Origin of the sequence: Pseudoalteromonas sp. MMG024 (assembly GCF_021654175.1) — a bacterium.
In the GTDB taxonomy this organism is placed as follows: Bacteria; Pseudomonadota; Gammaproteobacteria; order Enterobacterales; family Alteromonadaceae; genus Pseudoalteromonas.
On sequence record NZ_JAKFZO010000050.1, the window covers coordinates 1 to 1,007 of the forward strand.

The 1,007-nt window shown below is 39.5% G+C and carries 1 protein-coding gene; it reads left to right on the plus strand.

Annotation, left to right across the window (positions count from 1 at the left end; genetic code table 11):
• Positions 1–845, plus strand: an 845-nt coding sequence (locus L1068_RS21790) for a transposase (protein ID WP_237131956.1), incomplete at its 5' end; no start/stop codon positions are given.
• Between the last annotated feature and the right edge of the window lie 162 nt (positions 846–1,007).

Consider the following 1,007-nt stretch of genomic DNA (forward strand, 5'->3'; position numbering starts at 1 on the left):
GAGCTTGGGTTGAAGATAAACTACTTGAGTTGAGCAAGGTATTTTGTATAGATGTGTGCGCTTATGCAGTAATGAGCAATCATACTCATCTTGTCTTATGTGTGGATGAGAAGAAAGCAAAACGATTAAAACAAAAGGCCGTTATTATTCGTTGGCACAAGTTGTTTAAAGGCAATTTACTCACACAAACATACCTATCCGGTAAGCCCCTAAATCCAGCTGAAGAAAACACGTTAGCGGAAATGACCAAAGTGTTTCGAAATCGTTTAAAAGACATCAGTTGGTTTATGCGTGTACTGAATGAAGACATTGCGCGTAAGGCGAACTTTGAAGACAACTGCACAGGCCGCTTTTGGGAAGGGCGGTTTAAATCTCAAGCACTCCTTGATGAAGCGGCACTTGCAGCCTGTATGGCGTATGTTGACTTAAACCCAATAAGAGCAAAAATAGCAAACACTCCAGAAAAATCAGATTACACTAGTATTCAACAACGCATTAACGCGGCACTTAAAAGAACTCAGCCCAAAGCACTGCTTAAGTTTGTAGGTAATCCATGCAAGCATATGCCAAAAGGCTTACCGTTCGAACTCAAAAGCTATATTGAACTCGTTGAGTTAACAGGACGTATTATTCGCAAGGATAAGCGCGGCGCTATTTCAGCGAACGAACTTCCAATTTTAACTCGCTTAGGCATATCACCTGAAAATTGGCTTAAGCTCACTACACAATTTACCAAATCATTTCATGGTGCCGTTGGAAAACCAGACAATATGATTGAGTATTGTGAACATCTCAAAAAGAAACGACGACCAAATATTGCTAATGCAACAGCCTTACTCGCGTAATTTTAAGAATGAGTTGTAAATAAGCAAAAGTGGTACACTTTTGCTATTCGGCGTGCGCCAAAATCGACTTTAATGCAATAAAGTCTGCAAAACGAAAGAAATCAAAATGGATAGCCCAAGAATAGGTTAGATAAATATTTTCGGTTCAACATAAGGTAGTGA